The organism is Streptomyces coeruleorubidus (assembly GCF_028885415.1).
Lineage (GTDB): Bacteria > Actinomycetota > Actinomycetes > Streptomycetales > Streptomycetaceae > Streptomyces > Streptomyces coeruleorubidus_A.
On the sequence record NZ_CP118527.1, the window covers coordinates 6,495,088 to 6,512,946 of the forward strand.

Here is a 17,859-nt window from a genome sequence, read left to right on the forward strand (position 1 = left end):
GGTGGGCTTCAGGCTAGCCCGTCCCGATCGGGGACGCGTCGGCGGGCGGTCCGGACGGACTGGCTCCGAACGGCCCGCACGACCCCGGTACCCTGCGATACGCCGTTCAGGTCTCCCGTCAGAGAGGCAGCCCCACCTGTGACTCCGATTCGCCAGGGCCGCAACCGCAGTGCCGCGCTCGCGAGCGCGATGTGCGCACTGGCCGTGACCGGAACGGTGCTCACGGGCTGCGCGGAGGATCCGAACGAGGGCACCAACGGGGTCGGCAGACTGCCCGCCGAGAAGATCCAGGCCAAGACCCGTACGGCCGCCGAGTCCGCCGGGGCGGTCCGGGTGCACGGCAGCGTCGTCAGCGGCGGGCGTACATACGCCCTCGACATGCGGCTGAAGGACGACGGCGGCGAAGGGTCGGTCACCACCAAGGGGACGACCTTCCGGCTGCTGCGCGTCGGCGAGCAGCTCTTCCTCAAGGCCGACGCGGAGTTCTGGAGTCACGGCGCGGGCCAGGGCGAGGCCGGCGCGGCGGACGCTGCCGCGGCGTCCAAGCTCGGCGGCAAGTTCGTGAAGGTGCCGCAGGGCGACCCTTCGTACAAGAAGTTCAGCGGGTTCACGGACAAGGGAGTCCTCCTCGACGGTCTGCTGACCCTGCACGGCAAGCTCGCGACGGACGGCCACGACGAGCAGGCGGGCATCCGCACGATCCGCATCTCGGGCGACAAGGGATCCGGCGGCACCCTGGAGGTGTCCCTGGAGGGCAAGCCGTATCCGCTGCGCCTGGAGCGGGCCGGTGGGGCGGGTACCCTCACGTTCTCCGCCTGGGGGCAGGACTTCTCCCTGAGGGAGCCGGAGAAGAACGAGACGGTGGACTACGGCAGGCAGCTGCCGACGTCCTAGGACGTCACTTGCGTTTGCGCTTCTTCAGCAGCAGGCGGGGCAGGCCCGCCGGAATCGGCCGGCGGGTGATCGCCGGGGTCGGCAGCGGGGGCTCGGACAGGGAGTCGTCGGGCAGGGGTGCCGTCGCCCCGGTCGGCTCCAGGCGCAGCACCCGGCACTCACGGGCCCAGCGCTCGGTCATGGCCTCGCCGTCGGGCGCGTTGAGCCGTTTGCCCTTGAGCTCGGCGACCGCCGCGTCCCATGCCTCGGAGCCCGGTGCGAGCTGGGTGACCCGGGCCGTCCAGGAGACCAGCCGGCCCCCCTTGTCCTTGCTGCGGACGGTCACCACGGCCTCGGTCCCGTCGGCCAGGCCCGGCAGCGGCTGCTCGCCGGGCCCGTCGCCGACCAGGCACGCGGCACCCTCGTGCCACACGTGCCACAGCGCACGCGCCGGGCCGTCGGGGCCCTGGACCCACACGAGGCCGGACTTCTTCGTGGCCTCCTCGACGAGGGCCCGGTCGAGCAGCTCGCTTGTCATGGCCCCCAGCCTATCCACGCCGTTCACAGCCAGCCGTTCCGCTTCAGCGTGCGGTGGATGCCCAGGCAGATGACCACGGTGATGCCCATGATCACCGGGTAGCCGTACCGCCAGTGCAGCTCCGGCATGTGGTCGAAGTTCATGCCGTACACCCCGCACACCATCGTCGGCACGGCGATGATCGCGGCCCACGAGGTGATCTTCCGCATGTCCTCGTTCTGCGCCACGGACGCCTGCGCGAGGTTGGCCTGGAGGATGGAGTTGAGCAGCTCGTCGAAGCCGAGGACCTGCTCCTGGACGCGGGCCAGGTGGTCGGCGACGTCCCGGAAGTACTTCTGGATGTCCGGGTCGATCAGCCGCATCGGCCGCTCGCTCAGCAGCTGCATGGGCCGCAGCAGCGGCGACACGGCCCGCTTGAACTCCAGTACCTCGCGCTTGAGTTGGTAGATCCGGCCGGCGTCCGAGCCGCGCGGCGAGCCCTTGCGCCCCGGGGAGAACACCTCGGTCTCGACCTCGTCGATGTCGTCCTGCACGGCGTCGGCGACCGCGATGTAGCCGTCGACGACGTGGTCGGCGATGGCGTGCAGCACGGCGGAGGGGCCCTTGGACAGCAGCTCGGGGTCGTCCTGGAGGCGGTGCCTGAGGGCCCGCAGGGAGCCCTGTCCGCCGTGCCGGACGGTGATGAAGAAGTCCCGTCCGGTGAAGCACATGACCTCGCCGGACTCGACGACCTCGCTGTTGGCGTCGAGCTGGTCGTGCTCGACGTAGTGGATGGTCTTGAAGACCGTGAAGAGCGAGTCGTCGTAGCGCTCCAGCTTGGGCCGCTGGTGGGCCTGGACGGCGTCCTCCACGGCAAGCGGGTGCAGCCCGAACTCGCTGGCGATGCCGGAGAATTCGGCCTCGGTCGGCTCGTGCAGGCCGATCCAGACGAAGCCGCCGTCGCGGCGCACCAGGCGTACCGCCTCGTGCGGGGTCAGCGGGGTCTCGGTCTCGATGCGGCGGCCGTCCCGGTAGACGGCGCAGTCGACGACGGCGGAGGCCGTCGCGGGGCTGCGGGTGGCGTCGTACGTCCCACCGTCCTTGCGAAGCGACACGCGGGACGGACGGACGACGGCGCGCAGGTCGCGGATCATCGACATGGCGGGCTCCTTCGCGACAGGCAACGAAAGGCGCTGCACCCGACAGGTGGAACTACCCGGAATGAGGACGTTGGGACCGATGATGTTTGGCACGTCCACAAAGCGGGGAGCACCGCACCGTCGCGGTGGCGAGTCTCGTTACTGATTCAGCTTCTGAGGCAGATCAGGCAAAGCGAAACGAAGCGCTCTTCCGCGGTGAGGCGAGTGCGAGAGGTGGCGACCAGCCAGAGCCAGAACAGCTACGTCAGCGGCGGAAAGAGCGTGGTGCTACTGCACGGTCGACTTCGGTCCATTGCAGTCCCACCTCCTCCGGCCGGTCCCTCGTAAGGGAGTTCCTTCGGCGTCGGGGCTTGATCGCGACGCTTCTGCGTGCTGCCCCGAACCACCGGGCAAGAGTATCAGTCGCCCGACGTGTCAAGGCGCTTGTTTGCCCGCTACTGACGAGTTCTATGCTCGCCGCATGGCACAAGTTCTTCCTCTGGTCGAGGCCCGGTTGCTCACCGCGCTGGGCGAACCGGACGCGCGCGCGGCGGTCACGTTCCTGGGTACGGACCGCATCGAGGTGCTCCGCTTCCAGGAGGGGGACATCGTCCGCTACGCCACGCTCGGCATGTCCGCGCACCCCATGACGGACCCCACGGCGGTGGTCGCCGACCCGGTCAAGGGCCCGCGCGCCGAGCTGGTCCTCTCGGTGCGCGCTGGGTCGGCCGACACCGACAAGGTGCTCCGTCCGCTCGCCGTGCTCGCCGCGTCTCCGCAGGTGGAGGGCCTGGTCGTGGCTCCCGGAGCCTCCCTGGACGTCGGCGAACCGCTGTGGCCCGGCGCCCCCTTCACCTCGGTCCTGGTCGCCGAGCCGGGCGGCCTGGTCGAGGACCTGGAGCTCGACGAGCCCCTCGACCCGGTGAGGTTCCTGCCGCTGCTGCCGATGACTTCGAACGAGGCCGCCTGGAAGCGCGTGCACGGCGCCCAGGCGCTCCAGGAGCGGTGGCTGAACCAGGGGACGGACCTGCGGGATCCGTCCCGCAGGTCCGTCCCGCTGGAGTGAGGAAGCTCACCAACCTCTGGCCTGGAAGCGTCAGTTGGCGAAGACCGTGACGCTGTCCTCGGCCGCGTGCTTCGTCTCCAGCTCCTCGGCCTCCTCCGTGAGCGCCTCCCGCCGTACGACGACCACGAGCGCGCCCACGACCGCGGTGACCGCCGCCACCACGAACGGGATGTGCAGGTCGGTCCACTCCTCGATCTTCGGCGCGAAGTACGGGGCGGCCGCCGCCGCGAACCAGCGCACGAAGTTGTAGCCCGCGCTCGCCACCGGCCGGGGCGCGTCCGAGACGCCGAGGGCCAGCTCGGTGTAGACGGTGTTGTTCACGCCGATGAAGGCGCCGGACAGGATCGTGCAGACCACGGCCGTCGTGTGGTCGCCGTAGCCGAGCACGAGCACGTCGGCCGCGAGCAGCACCAGCGAACCGCCGAGCACCTTCAGCGAGCCGAACCGCTTCTGCAGCCGCGGCGCCACGATCACCGAGAAGACGGCGAGCAGCACACCCCAGGCGAAGAACACCGCCCCCGACCGGTACGGGCTCATGTTCAGCACGAACGGCGTGAAGGCCAGCACGGTGAAGAACGTGTAGTTGTAGAAGAACGCCGAGACCGCCGCCGAGGCGAGGCCGCCGTGGCCCAGTGCCTTGACCGGGTCCAGGAGCGAGGTCTTGCGGGCGGGCTTCGGCTGCTCCTTCAGGAACACGGCGATGCACAGGAAGCCGACCGCCATCAGGAACGCCGTGCCGAAGAACGGGTAGCGCCAGCTGGCGTCCCCGAGCAGGGCGCCCAGCAGCGGACCGCAGGCCATGCCGAGGCCGAGGGCCGATTCGTACAGCAGGATCGCCGCCGCGCTTCCGCCGGCCGCCGCGCCGACGATGACCGCTAGGGCCGTCGAGACGAACAGCGCGTTGCCGAGGCCCCAGCCGGCCCGGAACCCGACCAGTTCGCCGACGGATCCGGAGGTGCCCGCGAGCCCGGCGAACACCACGACGAACGCGAGGCCGAGCAGCAGTGTCTTCCGGCCGCCGATCCGGCTGGAGACGAAGCCGGTCACCAGCATCGCCACGGCGGTGATGAGGAAGTACGAGGTGAAGAGCAGGGAGACCTGGCTCGCCGTGGCGTGCAGGCCCTGGGCGATGGACGGCAGGATCGGGTCGACGAGTCCGATGCCCATGAAGGCGACGACCGACGCCCCGGCGGTCGCCCACACGGACTTGGGTTGCTTGAGGAGGCCGCCCGCTCCGGCGTCGAAGGGGTCCATTGCGTGCTCCCTTTCCCGGACGGAAGTAGTTGGTATATACACACACTAAGTTAGCTAGACTAAATAATGCAAGGGGCACTCGATGTGGGGGTGAAGGGTTCCGTCCGGTTGGGTGATCGTCCTTGACGCGACGGGGCGGGGGTAGGACCGTGGGGCCCTATGAGGGGCGAACCCAGTTGCCCGAAGTGCGGTGGCCGGGTCAGGGCTCCCGGCCTCTTCTCCGACTCGTGGCAGTGCGATGTGCACGGCACCGTCCACCCGGTGCAGCCCGTGATACCGCCCAGCGTCGACGCCCTCAACGTCGTGGTGCACCGCACGCACGTGCCGGTGTGGATGCCCTGGCCGCTGCCGGTCGGCTGGCTGTTCACGGGCGTGGCCTGCGCGGGGGACGACCGCACGGGCGGCCGCGCCACGGCTGTGGCCTGCACGGGGCCCGGGCCGCTCGGCGGGATGGGCGAGCTGATCCTGGTGGCGGAGGAGCTCGGCGTCGGACTCGGTGCGCGGTACGCGGGCATGGAAGGCCCGGATCCGGGGCCGTACCTGGACGTCGGGAAGCCGGCGCAGGCGAAGGTGCTGGCCGCGGGGCGTCCTACGCCCCTGTGGCATGTGTCCGGGGCGCCGGATGATCGGGTGGTGTTCGCGGGGGAGGCGCTCGGGTTGTGGCTGTGGGCGGTGGTGTGGCCCGAGCAGTCCGGGTTGCTGATGTACGACGAGCTGGTGCTGGCGGATCTGCGGGATGCCGGGGCGGAGGTGGAGTTGGTGCCGTGCGGGGCCCTGTCGCCGCGATTGCTTCAGCCGTAGCGCCCAGGGATGGGGATTCGGGTGCGCGGGGCTTCGGGGCGCGCGGGCGGCTGCGGGGGGTCTGTGGCTTGTCGCGCTTCCCCGCGCCACTTCAGGGTGTTGGCTGTAGGGGGCGCTTCATGGGTTCGGGTGTGACAGGGGTCGGTGAAAATACGGTTATCCTTGAGCAGCCCTGCTCGTCCCGTCCGTGTCTGGAGTCCGCGTCGTGCGCATCGATCTGCACACCCACTCCACCGCTTCCGACGGTACCGACGCGCCCGCCGAGCTGGTGCGGAAGGCCGCCGCGGCCGGGCTGGACGTCGTCGCGCTGACCGATCACGACACCACCCGTGGCCACGCCGAGGCGATCGCCGCGCTGCCCGAGGGGCTCACGCTCGTCACCGGAGCCGAACTCTCCTGCCGGCTCGACGGCATCAGCATGCACATGCTGGCCTACCTCTTCGACGCCGCGGAGCCGACGCTGCTCGCCGAGCGCGAGCTGGTCCGGGACGACCGGGTGCCCCGGGCGCAGGGCATGATCGCCAAGCTTCGTGAACTGGGCGTGCCCGTGACCTGGGAGCAGGTGGCGCGGATCGCCGGTGACGGGTCCGTCGGGCGTCCGCACGTGGCGACCGCGCTCGTCGAGCTGGGCGTGGTGCCGACCGTCAGCGACGCCTTCTCCCAGGACTGGCTGGCCGACGGCGGCCGGGCCTTCGTGGAGAAGCACGAGACCGACCCCTTCGAGGCGATCCGGCTGATCAAGGGCGCGGGCGGGGTCGCGGTGTTCGCCCACCCCGGGGCGAGCAAGCGGGGGCGTACGGTGCCGGAGGCCGCGATCGCCGAGATGGCCGCGGCCGGGCTGGACGGCATCGAGGTCGACCACATGGACCACGACCCGGACACGCGTGCGCGGCTGCGGGGGCTGGCGAAGGAACTGGGGCTCCTCGTGACCGGGTCCAGCGACTATCACGGCAGCCGGAAGACGTGTGTGCTCGGCGAGTACACGACGGATCCCGAGGTGTACGGGGAGATCACGCGGCGGGCCTTCGGGGCGTTTCCCGTGCCCGGGGCCGGCGGAGTCTGAGGTTTCTCTCCCGTAGGTCCGTTGTCAGGCACCCGGCGCTGTCGGCTGTGCCCACCCTCCCCGTTGCGGATACCTGCTGCCCACAGCGGTTGCGGACGCCCGCTGCCCACCCTCAGAACTCCCGCAAGGCCATCACGCTCATGTTCGACCTCGCCGTTTTCGGCTCCCTGTTCCTGACCCTCTTCGTCATCATGGATCCCCCCGGGATCACCCCGATCTTCCTCGCGCTCACCGCCGGACGGCCCGCCAAGGTGCAGAAGCGGATGGCCTTCCAGGCCGTCTGTGTCGCCGGTGGCGTGATCACCGTGTTCGGGCTGCTCGGGCATCAGATCCTGAACTACCTGCATGTCTCCGTGCCCGCGCTGATGATCGCGGGCGGGCTGCTGCTTCTGCTGATCGCGCTCGATCTGCTCACAGGCAAGACCGACGAGCCGAAGCAGACCAAGGACGTCAACGTCGCTCTCGTGCCGCTGGGCATGCCGCTGCTGGCCGGGCCGGGGGCGATCGTGTCGGTCATCCTCGCCGTGCAGAAGGCCCACAGTGCCGCCGCGCAGGTCTCCGTGTGGACGGCGATCCTCGCGATCCACGTCGTGCTGTGGCTGGTGATGCGCTACTCGCTGGTGATCATCCGGATCATCAAGGACGGCGGTGTGGTCCTGGTGACGCGGCTCGCGGGCATGATGCTGTCCGCGATCGCCGTGCAGCAGATCATCAACGGGGTCACGCAGGTGATCCAGGGCAGCTGAGGCGCCACCGCGTCAGGCAGGGCGGGTGAGTACGGTGCCGATCTCCCTGGCCGGACCCGCGTGGGCGAGGTACTCGTCGATGTCATGGGCGCGGTCCCGGCCGTTCGGGACGGCCAGCTGGGTGAGCTTGCCCCACCGCTCGTCCTCCAGGGGGCAGCCGACTGCGACCGCGTCGGTGGGGGACCAGACGTTGACCCAGTCGCGCACCTTGGGCGGCCGGTGCGGGCCGCGGGCGAGGAGCCGCTCGTTGACGCCGTCCAGCCCGAGCGGACTGCCCGCGGTGACCAGCAGAACGGGGTCGAGGCCGTCCGGGAGCCGGGTCAGCAGGTCCACTCCCACGACCGTGCCCAGGCTGTGCGTGACCAGCACCAGTTCGCCGGTGGCGGGCATCGTCTCCAGGACGCTGTCCAGCACGGCCTGCCGCACGGCACCGTCGCCGAGGTACAGGTCGACGTCCCGCAGGAACGTGGCGATGGTCCACTCGTCCAGGTCGGACCGGGCGGCGAGCCAGCTCAGCGGCCGGTGCAGGGCGCCGACCAGCCCCGTGCCGAAGCCCTCCGTGGTCGCCGGCCCGTTCCGGGGCATGCCGGCCCGGGCGGCCGCCTCGTAGAGCAGCTGCTCGTAGGAGCCGGTCGGCGATTCGGCGGCGAAGACCTCGGCGGCAGCGGCGGCGCTCACCTCGTCGAGTCCGACGGCCTGGGCGGTGCTCTCCCGCCCGCTCACGAGGTCGGCCAGTCTCGTGCCGTAGAACGGGAACCACACGTCATCCGGGTCGACCGTGGGCAGTGCCGCGAGCGTGAGTCCGCGGTTCAGTCCGGACGTCCACTTCCGGCGGAGTTCTTCGGGCTCCTTGCACTGCTGGTCCCTGCCGTGCAGGAAGACCAGGTGCTGACGGCCGCCGAAGACGGTGCCGCGGGCTGGGCGTCCCTTCTTGGGGCCCTGAGCCCGGGTCTCGCTCTCGGTCATGGCCACCGTCATCGGCACGTCGGTGCCCGACGGTGCGGTGATGCCGGGTACCGCCGTTGTGGTTCGCTCCGGCTGATGTGCGGGGGCGGCCGTGCTCTGGTCCAGGCCGGAGTCCGGGCCCATCTCGGCCAGCAGCGCGCGGCGCCCGGGGTCGAGGTCCAGCCGGGCCAGATGCTTCAGGATCGAGCTGATGCGGACGCCCTCGTTGGCGACCCAGTCGATCGCGTCGTCGCCGTCGCCCTGGCGCCAGGGCTGTCCGTCCTTGCGCAGGACGCGGCCCTGGCCGTCCTTCTTCGGCACGCCGCTGTGGTGCAGGGCCACGACCTCCCACTGGTCGTTGAAGACGGGGGAGCCCGAGTTTCCGGGGCGGGTGTCGGTCCGGTAGTGGACGAAGTCGTCGAGCCGTACCAGCAGCGCGTTGTCGCGCAGAGCGATCTCCTTGAGGCGCCCGTCCGGGTGACCGATGATGTTCACCCTCTCGCCGAGCACCAGCTTGCCGAGCTGCACGCTGAGCCGGTTCCAGCCGAAGATGTCGCCCGGCTGACGGCCGTCCTGGGCGGGCGTGACCGCCACCAGGGCGAAGTCCAGCCGCCTGTCCGCGGCGAAGAAGGTCCCCGGGTCGAGCTCCATGCGGATGGCGGTGTCGGGGACGTTGTCGACCGTGACCTGGGCGTTGAACTCCGCGAAGCACCGGCGGGCGAAGCCCTCGTCGGGCAGCACGTGGTGGTTGGTCATCATCAGCCGCGGCGAGACCAGGAAGCCGGTGCCGTGCGGAAGCTCACGGCCGTCGCGGCGCAGGGTGATCCGGGCGACCGTGGCTCCGGCCCTGACCCCGCGCGGCAGGAAGCTCCAGGCCTGGAGTTCGTTCGACAGGTCGATGATGCGTTCGTTGGTGTGGGGCAGGTCCAGGGCCTCGCCGTGGATGTCCGCCACCACCGCCGAGGGCGACAGGCCGCCCCGGTCGAGGATCCGCTCGGCACGTACGGCGAGGGCGTCCGGGTTGTCCGGGAACCGCACACCGGCCGCCATCCGGCCCTCGACGCGCTCACGCTCCGCGGCGGAGTCCTCGTAGCGCTGCGCGGCCTCGGCCACGGCCTGCTCGTGCAGTTCCTCGTTCGACCGGCCCGTCACGGACATGTGCTCCACCGCCTTGTTCTCGCTCTCGCCGTCCCCCTCAGCCAGTACGCCCTCCACCAGGGAGGTCCGCAACAGCGCAGCCCCCGCACGGCCGATGCCGTGCGGGGGCTGCGAAGTGTGGGAGAGCGGCGCGCGTTACGAGGCCGTGGTCCCGGCCGGGCGGATCCAGAGGCGCTGCCCGGTGGCGGCGGCCTGCTGAACGATGCGGTTGACGGAGGCGGCGTCCACGACGGTCGTGTCCACGGGCGTGCCGTCGACGTCGTCGAGGTGCATGATTTCGAAGCGCAAGGGCTTCTCCCTTCGTCTGGTCATCCTCCTGAGGAGAACTACTGGGTGGTCGGCCCACGAGGCAGCGGTGCCCGGTGTTCCATATGAGTCAACAGGACTGCCCCGTTGAAACATTCCCTACGCTAAGGAAATTTTTCGAACGCCTAATTACCGAGCCGTAAGACTGTCGTTACGGGACCGACCGGGACCAGTTGTGTTCACAGCGTGACCGCCGGGACAATGGAGGTGATGAACGACGACCTCGCGGCCCTGAGCGCCCGCATCGACCGCACCAACGAGCTGCTCCAGCGCATGCTCGCCGAGGTGGCGAAGACTCCCTCGACCCATGCGATCTTCGTCGATGCCGGGTATCTGTACGCGGCCGCGGGCCGACTCGTCGCCGGCACGGAGGACCGCCGGGCCTTCGACCTGGACGCCGAGGGCCTGATCGACGCGCTCATCGACAAGGCCCGCACGATCTTCGCGGACAGCAGGCTGCTGCGGGTCTACTGGTACGACGGCGCCCGCCGCCGCATCCACACGGCGGAGCAGCAGAGCATCGCGGAACTGCCGGATGTCAAGGTGCGGCTGGGCAACCTGAACTCCAACAACCAGCAGAAGGGCGTCGACTCACTCATCCGCACCGACCTGGAGTCCCTCGCCCGGCACCGCGCCATCAGCGACGCGGCCCTGCTCGGCGGCGACGAGGACCTGGTGTCGGCGGTGGAGGCGGCCCAGGGGTACGGCGCCCGCGTCCACCTCTGGGGCATCGAGGCGCCGGAGGGCCGCAACCAGGCCGAGCCCCTCCTGTGGGAGGTCGACAGCCAGCGCACCCTGGACCTCGACTTCTTCAAGCCCTACGTCTCCCGCCGCACCGGCCCCGCCTACGAAACGACCACGGACCGGCCCACCCGCGAGGACGTGCGGTTCGTCGGCGCGCAGATCGCGGCGAAGTGGCTGGCGGCCCGCGGCCGGGACACACTGGTCGAGCTCCTGCCCGGCCACCCCTACCTGCCCGGCTCGGTGGACCAGGACCTGCTCGTGGAGGCGGAGGGCCTGTTGCAGTACTCGCTGCGCGGACAGGCGGACCTGCGGCGCGCACTGCGGGACGGCTTCTGGGAGCACCTCCGGACGCAGTACTAGGGCCTGCCGGTCCCGTATCAGGGCGTGCGGGTTCCGTCCCAGAAGTCGGCGAGGGCGTGGGCGGTCGGCAGGGGCTGATCGGCGCCCGGGGAGTGCTCGGCTCCCGCGACGACCGTGCGGTGCGCGTTCAGCCGTACGGCCATGTCGTCGAGGATCGTCACCGGCCATGTGTCGTCGTGCGCGCCCGACAGGACGTGGAACGGCAGAGGTACGGCGGCGAGTTCGGCGACGCGGTCCGGCTCGGTGCACAACTGGCGGCCGGTCGCGAGAAGTTGGGCGGGGCTGTGGCCCAGCCAGCGGCGGCGCAACTGCTCCGGGTCGCCGGGGCCGCGAGCGGGCCCGCCGACCTCCTCCGGCGGTCCCATGGCCTGGATGGCCTCCCACACCTCCTCCATCGACAGCACGGCGAGCGCGTCCCGCAGCAGCTTCACACGCTGCTGCTGGGAGACGGAGATCTGCGCCGGGCCGGACGACATCAGGGTGAGGGAGCGGAAGGGGGAGTGGTCGAGCAGCACGGCCGCACGCGCGATCTGCCCGCCGAGCGAGTGCCCGACGAGGTGCACGGGCACGCCGAGCGCCTCGGCCTGCGCGAGCACGTCCCGTGCCAGTTCCCGCTGGGCGTAGGCGGATTCGTCGTCCACGGGGCCGTCCGACTCGTGTTGTCCCCGCCCGTCCACGGCGACGACCCGGTACCCACGCTCTGCGAGCGGCTCGTGGAGCAGCCTGAAGTCCTCCTTGCTCCCGGTGAACCCGGGCAGCAACAGGACGACTCCCTTGACCTCCGCCCCGGCCTTCGGCGACGAGTCGACGACAGCGAACTCACCGCGGGCTGTGCGCAGAAGGTAGGCGCGGGCGCCCGGGGGCGGGGTGAAGGTGGCTTGCCTGGTCACGGGGTGAGGGTAGCGGGTGGGTGTGGTCGTGGGGCGCGACGGTGGCGTGGCGGCCGGCGCAGGTGCGGGGCGGGCCGCGCTCGGGCGAACGCCGATGGCCCGGCCCCACACGCGGGTGTGGGGCCGGGCCATCGGGGGAGTGTCAGCCCTCCGTGGGCTCCGCGCCGGCCGTGGCCTTGCGGGTGCGGCGGGCCTTCGGCTTCGTCTCCGTCGCGTCGTCCGCGACCTCGGCTGAGGCAGCGGCAGTTGCCGTCTTGCGCGCGCGACGCGGCTTGGCGGCCTCCGGCTCCTGCCCGGCCTGTGCCGGGATATCGGCGGGCTCGGTGACCTTGCGGGTGCGGCGGAGCGGCTTGGCCTCCGTGCCTTCGGCCGTGTCGGCGGCTTCGGCTGCTGCTGCGGCCTTCCGCGTGCGGCGGGGCTTGGCCTCGGCGGTCTCGGCATCCGCAGCCGCGGCAGCCGTCTTGCGCGTACGGCGCGGCTTCGCCTCGGTCGCCTCGGCCGTGTCGACGCTCGCCTCGGCCTTGGCCGTCGCCTTGCGGGCACGCCGCGGCTTGGCCTCGGCGGCCTCCGGCTCCTGGGCCGTCTGGGCCGGGATCCCGGCGGCGACGGACTCGGCGGGCTCGGCGGTTTCGACGGCCTTGCGGGTGCGGCGGCGCGGCTTGGCTTCCGTGCCTTCTTCCGTGCCTTCGGCCGTGTCGGCGGCGGTCTCGGCTGCTGCGGTGGTCTTCCGCGTGCGGCGGGGCTTGGGCTCGGTGACCTGCGCCTCGCCGGCGGCGTCCTCCGTCGCTGCCGTTGCCTTGCGCGTGCGCCTGGGCTTCGCTTCGGCGGTCTCGGCCGTGTCGACGGCGTCCTCCGCTGCGGCTGCGGCCTTGCGCGTGCGCCGCGGCCGGGTCTCCGTCGGCTCCGGAGCGGACTCGGTGGTCCCCTCGGCCGTGTCGACCGCCGACTCGGCCGCGGACGCCGCCGTGGCCTTGCGGGTGCGGCGGCGCGGCTTGGCCGCGGGAGCCTCGGGCTGTTCGGTCACCGGCGCGGCCACGACCTCCGATACGGCATCCGCCTCCGCCTCCGCCGGGGACACAGCGGCAGCCGCCGGCGTCTCCACCGGCGTCTCCGACCTGCGCGTACGGCGCCGGCGCGGCTTCGCCGCCTCCGTGCTCGTGCCCTCCGCCGTCGCTACGGCGTTCTCCGCCGGCTCGGACGCGGGGGACTCGACCGCCGCGACCGGCGCCGACTCGGCAGAGGCACCGCCGCGGGTGCGGCGACGGCGACGCGGGGTGCGCGGAGCCGTGACGGCCTCCGCCTCGGCGGAGCCGCCCGTGGCCGTGGTGTCAGCGGTGGCGGTGCCGGTGGACTCCGGCGCTCCGTCCAGCGGCGTCCCGCCTCGCATGCGGCGGCGGCGTCGCGGCGTACGTTCCGAACGCTCGCGGTCGGCCGACGGGGACTCGTCCCGGCCGCCACGACCGCGGCCGCCGCGCCCGCGCGGCCCCCGGCCGCCCGTCTCGCCCAAGTCCTCCAGCTCCTCCGCGGCCAGCCCGGCGCGCTTGCGCTCCGAGCGCGGCAGGACGCCCTTCGTGCCCTCGGGGATGCCGAGGTCGGCGTAGAGGTGCGGGGAGGTGGAGTACGTCTCCGGCGGGTCGTTGAAGCCCAGGTCCAGCGCCTTGTTGATGAGCTGCCAGCGCGGGATGTCGTCCCAGTCGACGAGCGTGATCGCGATGCCCTTGGCGCCCGCGCGGCCGGTACGGCCGATGCGGTGCAGGTACGTCTTCTCGTCTTCCGGCGACTGGTAGTTGATGACGTGCGTCACGCCCTCGACGTCGATGCCGCGGGCGGCGACGTCGGTGCAGACGAGGACGTCCACCTTGCCGTTGCGGAAGGCCCGCAGGGCCTGCTCGCGGGCGCCCTGGCCGAGGTCGCCGTGGACCGCGCCGGACGCGAAACCGCGCTGCTGGAGCTGGTCGGCGAGGTCCGCCGCGGTGCGCTTCGTACGGCAGAAGACCATGACCAGTCCCCGGCCGTCGGCCTGCAGTATGCGCGCGACCATCTCCGGCTTGTCCATGTTGTGCGCGCGGTAGATGTACTGCTTGGTGTTCGCGACCGTCTTGCCCGCGTCGTCCGGCGCCGTGGCGCTGATGTGCGTGGGCTGCGACATGTAGCGGCGGGCCAGTCCGATGACCGCGCCGGGCATCGTCGCCGAGAACAGCATCGTCTGGCGCCGGACCGGCAGCATGTTGATGATCTTCTCGACGTCGGGCAGGAAGCCCAGGTCGAGCATCTCGTCGGCCTCGTCGAGGACCAGGCACCTGACGTGCTTCAGGTTCAGCTTCTTCTGCCCGGCGAGGTCGAGCAGCCGGCCCGGGGTGCCGACGACCACGTCGACGCCCTTCTTCAGGGCCTCGACCTGGGGCTCGTAGGCCCGGCCGCCGTAGATGGCGAGGACGCGGACGTTGCGCACCTTGCCCGCGGTCAGCAGGTCGTTGGTGACCTGCGTGCACAGCTCGCGCGTGGGGACGACGACGAGCGCCTGCGGGGCGTCGGTGAGGTCTTCGGGCTTGGCGCGTCCGGCCTCGACGTCGGCGGGGACGGTGACGCGCTCGAGGAGCGGGAGGCCGAAGCCCAGCGTCTTGCCGGTGCCGGTCTTGGCCTGGCCGATGACGTCCGAGCCCGAAAGGGCCACGGGGAGCGTCATCTCCTGGATGGGGAAGGCGGTGATGATGCCGACGGCCTCCAGGGCCTCGGCGGTCTCGGGGAGGATTCCGAGCTCTCGGAACGTCGTAGTCAGGGTGCTGCCTCTTCTGTGTGGGCGGCGCGAGGCGAGCGCGGGGGTCTTGTCGGACCGTGCCGGGGACGTCGGCTGCCTACGGGCGGGCCGTAGAGCACGGGACCGCGCCGACGCTCTAGCGCTCATGCCGCTGAGGGTGTCCCTCCGGCATCCGTACGCAAGTGCCGTACGAACGGGAGGGCTGTCGGGTCGGAGCCGATCGGGCCACCGACCGGGCATCCTCATACGTGCGGCCTGTCGAGGTACGTCGACGTACCAGCAGGCGCATTACCACCATACCCCGGAATCCCGCACACGCGATGGCCGATTTGGTCACGTAGCCGTCGTCACACTGATTGACCAGGGCCTTACGCCTCCCGGCGGGCGGGCTATTGTGCGCTTCATGACGAGCTCTGACAAGCCTGAGAACGCCTCGGACACCACCGCCACCCCGGCCGAACACACCTCGGTCGCCGCCCGGGACTGGGCGACGGCCTCCGCCGACCCGCAGTACCGCGCCGCGGTAGTGGACCTGCTCGGTGCGCTCGCGTACGGCGAGCTGGCGGCGTTCGAGCGGCTCGCGGAGGACGCCAAGCTGGCGCCGACGCTGGAGGACAAGGCGGAGCTGGCGAAGATGGCGTCGGCCGAGTTCCACCACTTCGAGAGGCTGCGCGACCGGCTCGCCGAGATCGGGGAGGAGCCGACGCGGGCGATGGAGCCGTTCGTCGCGGCCTACGACGGGTTCCACAAGCAGACGGCCCCCTCGGACTGGCTGGAGGGCCTCGTCAAGGCCTACGTCGGCGACTCCATCGCCAGCGACTTCTACCGGGAGGTCGCCGCCCGGCTGGACTCCGACTCCCGCAGTCTGGTGCTGGCCGTGCTCGACGACACCGGGCACGGCGGCTTCGCCGTGGAGAAGGTGCGTGCCGCGATCGACGCGGACCCGCGTGTGGGCGGGCGGCTCGCGCTGTGGGCGCGGCGGCTGATGGGCGAGGCCCTGTCCCAGTCCCAGCGGGTGGTCGCCGACCGGGACGCGCTGTCGACCATGCTGGTCGGCGGTGTCGCGGACGGCTTCGACCTCGCCGAGGTCGGCAAGATGTTCTCCCGGATCACCGAGGCGCACACGAAGCGGATGGCTGCGCTGGGCTTGGCCGCCTAGCGCTCTTGCGCGGTGACGGCGGGCGCCGAGGGGGCCGGCTGTGTCGCGGGCTGCGGTCAGTTGCCGACGGTGCGCAGGTCACCGCGTCCCGGTCGGCTTCGGCTACGCCGTCGCTGATCGTCGGCGCAGGCGCCCCGCCGGGCGCAGCAGCAGCGACAGCGAGGCCACCGAGACGATCACGGCGCCGAGCAGCACCAGCAGCCAGTGCCCGGCGTCCAGCGCGCTGTGCATGACGAACGCCCCGAAGAGGGCGCCGGCGACGCCGGTCGACAGCACCAGGGGCCGGGCCGGGAGGCGGTGTGCCAGGCGATGCGCGGCCGCCCATGCCAGAGCCAGGCCGAGGATCGCGGAGCTCAGCGCTTCCAGGAGCATGTCGGGGTCCCTCCCACATGGCCTGCCCGAATCGGTCGTAGCCCGTCATACCCCTGACCTGCGGAATCCAATCCCCTTCTGTGGGCGAACCGTGCTCCATCCGTGGAGGAACCCGTGCGCCGCACGGGGTGCCGCACGGAAGAGGAAACGCGGACGGGGCGGGGCGGCTGACAGCCGCCCCGCCCCGTTCCACACATGTGCCTACAGAGCGCCGAAGCCCACCTTGCGCGGGGCCGGCTCGCCGATCTCGACGTACGCGAGACGGTCGGCCGGGACCAGGACCTTGCGGCCGTGCTCGTCCACGAGGGTCAGCAGCGGCGACTTTCCGGCCAGCGCCTCGGACACCGCCCGCTCGACCTCCTCGGCACTCTGACCGCTCTCCAGAACGATCTCGCGGGGCGCGTGCTGCACGCCGATCTTGACCTCCACGGCTATGTCCCTCCGACGGTCAGTGATGTGCGCGACCTTCCGCGCCGTACGCAGCACACATTAGCCCGGTGAGGGGACCGGCATGCTCCGCCCGAGAACGCCACGAGCGAACAGCGGGCGGGAACAAAGCGGCCGTCAGTGGTGCTGCTGGTCGGATCCGTGCAGCGGGAAGCCCGCGATGCCGCGCCACGCCAGCGAGGCGAGCAGCTGTACGGCCTGGTCGCGCGGCACGCTGCGGTCGCTGTTCAGCCAGGACCGGGCCACCACCTGGGCGAGGCCGCCCAGGCCCGAGGCGAGCAGCATCGACTCCGCGCGCGACAGGCCCGTGTCCTCGGCGATGACGTCGCGGATCGCCTCCGCGCACTCGTTGGTGACCTTGTCGACGCGCTCGCGGACGGCCGGCTCGTTCGTCAGGTCCGACTCGAAGACCAGGCGGAATGCGCCGCCGTCGTCCTCGACGTAGGCGAAGTAGGCGTCCATCGTCGCCCGGACGCGCTGCTTGTTGTCCGTCGTCGACGCCAGCGCGTTGCGTACGGCCTGGATGAGCGACTCGCAGTGCTGGTCCAGCAGCGCCAGATAGAGGTCGAGCTTGCCCGGGAAGTGCTGGTAGAGCACCGGCTTGCTGACGCCGGCGCGCTCGGCGATGTCGTCCATCGCGGCCGCGTGGTAGCCCTGGGCCACGAAGACCTCCTGGGCGGCACCCAGGAGCTGGTTCCGTCGGGCACGGCGTGGCAGGCGTGTGCCCCGCGGGCGAACCGCCTCTGTCTGCTCGATGGCTGTCACGCCGCCTCCCAAAGTCGTCCATGTGCGGATCTGGCCGCGTCGCCATCGTACTTTTCGGTAACCGTGGTGTGCGCGGTGAGAGCGCAGAATTTCACGGACCGGACGGTTACGAAAGCGGCTGAGAAGGTTTCAAACAGGGTCAGAGCGGGCAAAATGCGGCTCCTTTCCTGCTCGGCGATGCTCCTTGTCGCCACCCGGCGGCGTGCGTCACCGGTAGTCGTCCTCGTCGAGAGAGACGATCCGGGCCTGCTCCACCAGGTCGGCCTCGTTGGCGCGGTCGGGGTCGACGCGGGTGAGCGGGTCGTCGCGGTTCGGTGCGACGTCCGTGTGCTGCTCCGCCGCGTCGACCTCGGGGGCCTCGACGTCGTACTCCGGTGTCTCCTGCGCCTCCTCGGCCTCGAACGTCTCCGGGTCTGTGGGGTCTACGGCCATGCTGGGCTCCCTTCCTACGAACGTCCCTGGGGATGCAGGGGCTACACGCGGGTGCCCTCCCTAC

The 17,859-nt window shown here is 71.3% G+C and carries 18 protein-coding genes; 7 read left to right on the forward strand and 11 right to left on the reverse strand.

The annotated features are described in order from the left end of the window. Positions 1–138: 138 nt before the first annotated feature. Complete coding sequence (locus PV963_RS30335) at positions 139–894, forward strand: hypothetical protein (protein ID WP_274819232.1); 756 nt, start codon at positions 139–141, stop codon at positions 892–894. A 4-nt stretch (positions 895–898) separates the two neighbouring features. Here PV963_RS30335 and PV963_RS30340 read toward each other — a convergent pair whose 3' ends face one another. Both PV963_RS30340 and PV963_RS30345 read right to left on the reverse strand, forming a co-directional pair. After that, the gene (locus tag PV963_RS30340; protein ID WP_274819233.1) at positions 899–1,411 is read right to left on the reverse strand and encodes a hypothetical protein; all 513 of its coding nucleotides are present in this window, start codon (positions 1,409–1,411) and stop codon (positions 899–901) included. 23 nt (positions 1,412–1,434) lie between these two features. After that, positions 1,435–2,550, reverse strand: coding sequence for a magnesium and cobalt transport protein CorA (locus PV963_RS30345; protein WP_274819235.1), 1,116 nt, complete (start codon positions 2,548–2,550; stop codon positions 1,435–1,437). A 460-nt stretch (positions 2,551–3,010) separates the two neighbouring features. On the opposite strand from PV963_RS30345, the gene PV963_RS30350 reads away from it, so the two are divergent. Beyond that, a complete protein-coding gene (locus tag PV963_RS30350) occupies positions 3,011–3,595 on the forward strand; it encodes a suppressor of fused domain protein (RefSeq protein WP_274819236.1) in 585 nt (194 codons plus the stop codon). 30 nt (positions 3,596–3,625) lie between these two features. Here the strand turns inward: PV963_RS30350 and PV963_RS30355 are convergent, their stop codons facing one another. Further along, positions 3,626–4,849 (reverse strand): MFS transporter, encoded by a 1,224-nt coding sequence (locus PV963_RS30355; protein WP_274819238.1) that lies wholly within the window; start codon positions 4,847–4,849, stop codon positions 3,626–3,628. Between the two features lie 159 nt (positions 4,850–5,008). Here PV963_RS30355 and PV963_RS30360 point away from each other — a divergent pair, with 159 nt between their 5' ends. The 3 genes from PV963_RS30360 to PV963_RS30370 all read left to right on the forward strand — a co-directional run bounded on the left by PV963_RS30360 (position 5,009) and on the right by PV963_RS30370 (position 7,459). Further along, complete coding sequence (locus PV963_RS30360; protein WP_274819240.1) at positions 5,009–5,650, forward strand: DUF6758 family protein; 642 nt, start codon at positions 5,009–5,011, stop codon at positions 5,648–5,650. 205 nt (positions 5,651–5,855) lie between these two features. Beyond that, a complete protein-coding gene (locus PV963_RS30365; RefSeq protein ID WP_274819241.1) occupies positions 5,856–6,713 on the forward strand; it encodes a PHP domain-containing protein in 858 nt (285 codons plus the stop codon). 140 nt (positions 6,714–6,853) lie between these two features. Further along, positions 6,854–7,459, forward strand: coding sequence for a MarC family protein (locus PV963_RS30370; protein ID WP_274822161.1), 606 nt, complete (start codon positions 6,854–6,856; stop codon positions 7,457–7,459). 12 nt (positions 7,460–7,471) lie between these two features. Here the strand turns inward: PV963_RS30370 and PV963_RS30375 are convergent, their stop codons facing one another. Together PV963_RS30375 and PV963_RS30380 are read right to left on the reverse strand one after the other, a co-directional pair. Then, on the reverse strand, positions 7,472–9,634 hold the full coding sequence (locus PV963_RS30375) for a serine protease (protein WP_342456408.1): 2,163 nt from the start codon (positions 9,632–9,634) through the stop codon (positions 7,472–7,474). A gap of 63 nt (positions 9,635–9,697) precedes the next feature. Beyond that, positions 9,698–9,850 carry a hypothetical protein gene (locus PV963_RS30380; RefSeq protein ID WP_010047718.1) on the reverse strand — a complete coding sequence of 51 codons (153 nt, stop codon included), beginning with the start codon at positions 9,848–9,850 and terminating at the stop codon, positions 9,698–9,700. A gap of 228 nt (positions 9,851–10,078) precedes the next feature. Here PV963_RS30380 and PV963_RS30385 point away from each other — a divergent pair, with 228 nt between their 5' ends. Then, positions 10,079–10,972: an NYN domain-containing protein gene (locus tag PV963_RS30385; protein WP_274819243.1), complete on the forward strand. Its 894-nt coding sequence runs from the start codon at positions 10,079–10,081 to the stop codon at positions 10,970–10,972. A 17-nt stretch (positions 10,973–10,989) separates the two neighbouring features. On the opposite strand, the gene PV963_RS30390 is transcribed toward PV963_RS30385, so the two are convergent. Continuing rightward, entirely contained in the window at positions 10,990–11,862 is an 873-nt protein-coding gene (locus PV963_RS30390; RefSeq protein ID WP_274819245.1) for an alpha/beta fold hydrolase, read from the reverse strand. Positions 11,863–12,004: 142 nt separating this feature from the next. Then, complete coding sequence (locus PV963_RS30395) at positions 12,005–14,548, reverse strand: DEAD/DEAH box helicase (protein ID WP_274822163.1); 2,544 nt, start codon at positions 14,546–14,548, stop codon at positions 12,005–12,007. A gap of 475 nt (positions 14,549–15,023) precedes the next feature. On the opposite strand from PV963_RS30395, the gene PV963_RS30400 reads away from it, so the two are divergent. After that, positions 15,024–15,779, forward strand: coding sequence for a ferritin-like fold-containing protein (locus PV963_RS30400; RefSeq protein ID WP_274819246.1), 756 nt, complete (start codon positions 15,024–15,026; stop codon positions 15,777–15,779). 102 nt (positions 15,780–15,881) lie between these two features. Here PV963_RS30400 and PV963_RS30405 read toward each other — a convergent pair whose 3' ends face one another. From PV963_RS30405 to PV963_RS30420, 4 genes are all read right to left on the reverse strand, one after another. Next, complete coding sequence (locus PV963_RS30405) at positions 15,882–16,151, reverse strand: hypothetical protein (protein WP_274819248.1); 270 nt, start codon at positions 16,149–16,151, stop codon at positions 15,882–15,884. Positions 16,152–16,352: 201 nt separating this feature from the next. Continuing rightward, positions 16,353–16,580 (reverse strand): DUF3107 domain-containing protein, encoded by a 228-nt coding sequence (locus PV963_RS30410; RefSeq protein WP_031114311.1) that lies wholly within the window; start codon positions 16,578–16,580, stop codon positions 16,353–16,355. Between the two features lie 135 nt (positions 16,581–16,715). Next, entirely contained in the window at positions 16,716–17,363 is a 648-nt protein-coding gene (locus PV963_RS30415) for a TetR/AcrR family transcriptional regulator (protein WP_274819251.1), read from the reverse strand. A gap of 207 nt (positions 17,364–17,570) precedes the next feature. Next, positions 17,571–17,795: a hypothetical protein gene (locus PV963_RS30420; RefSeq protein WP_274819253.1), complete on the reverse strand. Its 225-nt coding sequence runs from the start codon at positions 17,793–17,795 to the stop codon at positions 17,571–17,573. Positions 17,796–17,859 lie beyond the last annotated feature (64 nt).